Source organism: Paenibacillus turpanensis, from assembly GCF_011421635.1.
Lineage (GTDB): Bacteria > Bacillota > Bacilli > Paenibacillales > YIM-B00363 > Paenibacillus_AK > Paenibacillus_AK turpanensis.
Window position 1 is genome coordinate 1 of record NZ_WTLI01000045.1, and the last position, 5609, is coordinate 5609.

Sequence of the window (5609 nt, forward strand, 5' to 3'; positions counted from 1 at the left end):
ATAAGGAGACTTAACGCACTTAAACAAAAGGCAAGCAATCATGGATAAACTTAAACTTCAGCAGGTCCCCATAAATCATAGTCAATTAAGCCAGCTGTTTGATTTCGTAAGAAAAGACTTTCCTTTCATGACGCATATCCCGTTCTTTATCATCCGACGAGCGATGAAAAGAGGAGTATTGCATGGAGTTTATCTTACAGACGGTGAAATTGTATACGGGTATGCCATATATCAAGTCGAACCCTTGTTAAACATGATGCATGTGTTATACCTTGCCATACGAGCTGAATATCGATCCTTAGGGTTAGGTGGTGCCTTGATGGGGCGATTACAAGAGCTCGCAAAGAATGGTCTTCTTTTAGAGGTCGAGGATCCAGAAGCAGCAAAGGATTATGAGGAAATTACAGTACGAACTCGGCGTATATCGTTTTATGAGCGAAATGGCTTGGCACTTCAATCCGAATCAAGGTTGAGCCACTTTGGGTATCCTATACTGATCATGACGAACAAAACTTCTACCGGAATGGATTGGCTCAGCTATAGTCGACAACTTTATAATCGGGCATATGGATTTCCGCTTGCTAACTTTGTAATAAAAACCCGTAATTGACTCTAACGATAAATGTTAGTTGAACTAAGCACACATTTAATTTGCCGTTACTGACAGCGCGGTGAACCGCTCCACAAATAGTGGTAAACTGGAGGATTGGGTTGAAGGTGGAGGCGGCGATGCTAGATGTCCAAAGAAGGGCTTAAAGCGACACATGTGGAATGCCTAATCTTGATTGTATGGGGGAGCGAGCCTAAATAGGCTGCGCTCCTTGTTATATGAAATGTATAATGGACTTCATATAAGACATTTTAAACTAACAGCTGAGAAGGATGGAGCAAACTACAGGAAAAAAGCACCTTGTCCTTCACTCCGGTAACACTAACGGAGTTGATTACTAATAACAGGGAATTCGGAATACCTTCGATTAGCAAAAAAACACTGTTGAGTATAGTGGTAATAAAAGGCGAGGGTTATGTTATGCCAAAAAATGATAATATGCTAGCAATTCTATGGATGTTGAATTCGGGAGAGAAATGGACTGCAAAGCAAATATCGGAAAAGTTAGAGATAAATATAAGAACAGTTTATCGGTATATTGATGCACTATGTGCCAGTGGCGTCCCTATCATATCCGACACAGGGCACAATGGCGGGTATAGCTTGCTGCACAATTTTATCAGATCTCCTCTGAAATTTAGTATTAATGAAAAAAAGGCATTGCTTCATGCTGCCCTATTTGCAAAAGAAGCCGGTTATCCTTTGAGTGAGGCATTAGAAAATGCAACATCCAAGTTGAAAATGTATTCGAATCAGGAGCAGGAAAGTAAACTAAACCACCATTTAGCCGGTTTTGAAGTCATAAACCGCAGGGGATACCCCGCTGTTCAGCCGGTATTGCAAGAATTGGAGCACGCTGTAGCAAATGAATGGTCGGTAGAAATTTCTTATCGTAACAGTCATGAAGAGCAGTCCCCCAATAGGGTTATAGACCCCTATGGCGTAGTTAATTGGAACAATAAGTGGTACACAATTGCATTTTGCCACCTGCGCAAGGAGATCCGCAGCTTTCGGGTAGACCGAATTCTGAACATCACACGCACGCCATTCTCATTTAGGCGTCCCAATGAATTTTCAGCGCGTACTTTTTTTATGAAAAATCTGTTGCCAGATGTAGTAGATAAATCCCGATTCATTTCTTTAATTATTGGTGGCAGGGCAGAAGCGTTGGATGATTTGTGTATTCATTGGTTTTTGGAGCATCATTTGCAGGAGCGGACATCAAAGCAAGCAATCTTTTTACTTGAGGAAGAATCACTGTATACACATGTTCCGTATATCATTCTTCCTTATGGGAAATCCATTCAAGTTATAGAGCCACAGAATCTAAAGGATAAACTTGTGAAGGTTGCTTCAGAGTTAATGGAATATTATCAAGTTTAACAACTTTACTGACAGCAGTTGTCAGTGAAGTTGTTTTATTATAAGGACAACCACTCATTACAGGTGAATGGTTGCTGATACCTAAATGAACTTTATGAGGAGTAATTAGAAATGAATAATACCGTATATCTTTATGTGTTTGATACCATGTCCGATTGGGAAATAGGTTATTTAGCCGCCGAACTGAACTCTGGAAGATACTTTAGACAGGGGTTGGCTCCGGCAAAAATAGTTACTGTAGGGATAGAAAAGACTCCAGTAACGACAATGGGCGGATTGAAAATAATGCCAGACGTTAAAGTGGATGAGTGCAGCATTCAAAGTGTAGATGCTCTGATTTTACCTGGTGGAAATACATGGACAGAAGCTATTCACGCGCCCATATTAAAGACTGCCGAGATGTGTTTAAAGGAAGGAATCATAGTTGGAGCCATTTGCGGTGCTACCTTAGGACTGGCTCAAGCAGGATTGTTAGATACACGTTGGCACACAAGCAATGATCTGGCCTACCTTAAAATGATTTGCCATTCTTACACGGGCGAAGAATATTACAAAGTGGAATCTGCTGTCACCGATGGAAAATTGATCACTGCATCCGGAGTAGCACCATTAGAATTTTCTGTTCATGTTTTAAAAGCGCTAGATGTGTTTTTTCCAAAAACATTAGACGCTTGGTATCGTCTTAACAAAACTCAGGAACCCAACTATTTCCACGAGTTAATGAGCTCAATCCAATGACAAAATAGGAACACAAGGCATGTTGAATGATGTGTGTTGCTTATCAGGAAATAGTTTATTGGAGCCAATTTACCTATAAGACGAAACTTAGGTGCTGATCCGGCAGCAGACTTGGAAATGTGCATCCCGCGCATTGTCTCAAACACCTAGAAACCTTTTGCGCTACGATTCGATTGACGCCCTCCCGTTTTTACATTGCAATTTGGAAATACATCGAGTATTATAGACACCATAGATCCATAATAGTAAAAATAATGTCTTTGTGAAGGGGGAGGGGATTTTGCAGTTCTCTAAAAGTACAGATTATGCGCTGCACGCCTTAATTCATTTGGGACTCTCTGAGAGAAGCCATCCTGTTGGAATAAAGGAACTATCGGGATCCCTTGGTGTATCCGAAAGTTATTTATCTAAAATCATGTCTAAGCTGAGGCAGGACGGAATCGTACGTGCCGTACCAGGAGTGAATGGCGGTTATGAACTAGCCAGACCGGCGGAACAGATCTCGTTTCTTGATGTGATTCAAGTGATTGAAGGAAGGCAGCAACTATTCGAATGCTCGAATTCTAGCTCACAGCAGCATCGGCTGTTAGTAGAACAGGGGTCTGCACCGGACAAACAGAGAAGTTTGGAAAGGAAAGAATGTCTGGTCGAGAAAGTGATGTTGGGAGCGGAACAGCAGATGCACCAGTACATGCGGGAACACACGATCCAGTCGGTACTGGATGAGGCTGTAAAGCGTCGTAATCATGAGGCAAACAAGAAGTGATACACTTCTTGCGTTTTAATTATGGATATTATAGATCTGGTATAGGGGTGTTTATATATGGACAATCCACTTTATGATGTGGCTATTATTGGCGGCGGACCGGCTGGACTGAGTGCTGCTCTGGTGCTTGGAAGGGCAAGAAAATACGTAGCTTTCATTGATGAAGGCCGCCCCCGCAATGCTGTAACTCACGAAATACACGGTTTTCTTACCCGTGATGGGATCTCGCCGAGCGAGTTTCGACGGCTTGCAAATGAAGAGATCGCTGCTTATCCCTCCGTATCGTTTTTTACAGAACCAGCAGTGACCATAACCGGAGCAGACAGCAGATTTGAAATTGAGACCATGCAAGGAAAACGTTTGTTAAGCAAAAAAGTATTGTTTGCCGTGGGCATGAAGGATCGGCCGCTCGACATCCCGGGACTGAAGGAGGTGTACGGAAAAAGTGCATTTGTCTGTCCGTATTGTGACGGCTGGGAATTAAGGGATCAGCCGCTTGTCATCATAAACAAAGGAGCGGAGCTTATGCATTTCGCGCCACTCTTATCCGGATGGACGAATCGTATTACCGTTTGCACGAATGGTCCTGATGAATTAACGGATACCGAGCGAGAGGAACTCAGGCGGAATCAAGTGCTGTTGTTTGACTCACCGATTCGGCGGATCGATTCCAATGACGGAATCACGCGGCAAGTTGTTCTGGAAGACGGCTCGTCCATAGCCTGCAGAGGTATCTTCTTCAAGCCGGAACTGGTTACGGGATCGAATCTGCCGAGAACGATCGGATGCCAGATGACGGAATTGGGAGAGGTTGTTGTTGACGATTTTGGGAAAACAAACATTCCAGGTGTATATAGCGTAGGGGATGTGACATCCCGATTTCATCAGGCTATAGCAGCAGCTTCAAAGGGGTCATTAGCCGCTGTGGTGATCAACAATGAGCTTAATGGAATAGCTTGGAAGGCAAATTTATGATCGATGCAGCGTGTAAAGCGCGGTCCCTTTATGCAGGAGAGGGCAGTATTATGGTTCATTCAACTATATAAACCACAAGAAAGAGTGAGGAGCGATTATGGACGATTTTTATAATGCTAAAGTTTGGGAAAAAGCGTGGAAAGACGCTACGGATTTGATTTTTGCCAACATGAAAAAGAATGGAATCGATCTTACCCGGTCTTTTGATCAAAAGGCCAAGGTTTTCAACGAGCAGTCCTTTAGCGAAGAGGGGAGGAGACGCAGCAGACGCATCATGAACTGGATGGAAGGACAAGGGGTTCGTTTTGAAAACGCAACTGTTCTTGATATTGGCGCTGCATCAGGCGTTTTCACAGTACCATTTGCAGAGAGAGGAGCTCATATAACCGCTGTGGAGACTTCTCCGCCGCTGGTAGAACTGCTCGAGCAGAACACGAAGCATTTCGCTGAACAGGTAAACATTGTACCCTTGCCTTTTGAGGAGATTGATGTTGCGGCCCATGGATGGGAGAATGCGTTCGATCTTGTCTTTGTCTCCATGAGCCCGGTTGTTTACAATTGGGAGTGTGTGGAGAAGCTGCTACAATGCTCCCAAAAATATTGTTACATCAGTATGCCTGTAGTTCCAACAGAGCACAGTTTAGTAAACGAAATTTGGCCGCTCGTTACGGGTCAGTCTTACGAATCGAAGCTTACCGAAATGGGATATCTCCTTCATCTGCTATATCTCAAAGGGTATGCCTACCAATCCCTTATTTCAAGGGAAGTAAAAACGAGAGAAATCTCTAGAGAAGCGGCGCTGCAAGAAGCAATGACTTGGCTTGCCCATCATCGTCTGCCTGTGGATGAGAGAAATCGAAGCATCATTGCCGATTATTTGGAACATGCGTATCCTTCAGGAAAAGTAGTCATTCAAGAAGGTGGACGTTATGGCAAAGTCCTGATTCAATTGCAGGATCAGCACATGTATGCGGGAGATCTCTAAGCTTTAGTATTAAATCTATCCTTGAGACTCAGCCGTAAGGGTGAGCGAGGAAGTACGACGATTGGCCGCTAAAACTTGCCGTTAGAGACAGCGCGGGGAACCGTATCACAAGCGACGCGAATTATCTGTAGGAAGAAAGCTGCAATCACTTC

General features: G+C 43.6%; 6 protein-coding genes. All 6 read left to right on the forward strand.

Annotated elements, in window-relative coordinates; translation table 11 throughout:
* Window positions 1-40: 40 nt before the first annotated feature.
* The 6 genes from GQS10_RS22555 (at window position 41) to GQS10_RS22580 (ending at window position 5457) form a co-directional block, all read left to right on the forward strand.
* A complete protein-coding gene (locus tag GQS10_RS22555) occupies window positions 41-610 on the forward strand; it encodes a GNAT family N-acetyltransferase (RefSeq protein ID WP_166246526.1) in 570 nt (189 codons plus the stop codon).
* Window positions 611-1030: 420 nt separating this feature from the next.
* A complete protein-coding gene (locus tag GQS10_RS22560; RefSeq protein WP_166246536.1) occupies window positions 1031-1993 on the forward strand; it encodes a helix-turn-helix transcriptional regulator in 963 nt (320 codons plus the stop codon).
* A gap of 111 nt (window positions 1994-2104) precedes the next feature.
* Entirely contained in the window at window positions 2105-2731 is a 627-nt protein-coding gene (locus tag GQS10_RS22565; protein ID WP_166246528.1) for a type 1 glutamine amidotransferase family protein, read from the forward strand.
* Between the two features lie 280 nt (window positions 2732-3011).
* The gene (locus GQS10_RS22570; protein WP_166246530.1) at window positions 3012-3497 is read left to right on the forward strand and encodes an RrF2 family transcriptional regulator; all 486 of its coding nucleotides are present in this window, start codon (window positions 3012-3014) and stop codon (window positions 3495-3497) included.
* Between the two features lie 57 nt (window positions 3498-3554).
* Window positions 3555-4472 (forward strand): NAD(P)/FAD-dependent oxidoreductase, encoded by a 918-nt coding sequence (locus GQS10_RS22575; RefSeq protein WP_166246532.1) that lies wholly within the window; start codon window positions 3555-3557, stop codon window positions 4470-4472.
* Between the two features lie 97 nt (window positions 4473-4569).
* Window positions 4570-5457, forward strand: a complete 888-nt coding sequence (locus GQS10_RS22580; RefSeq protein WP_166246534.1) for a class I SAM-dependent methyltransferase — start codon at window positions 4570-4572, stop codon at window positions 5455-5457.
* The last annotated feature ends 152 nt before the right edge of the window (window positions 5458-5609 follow it).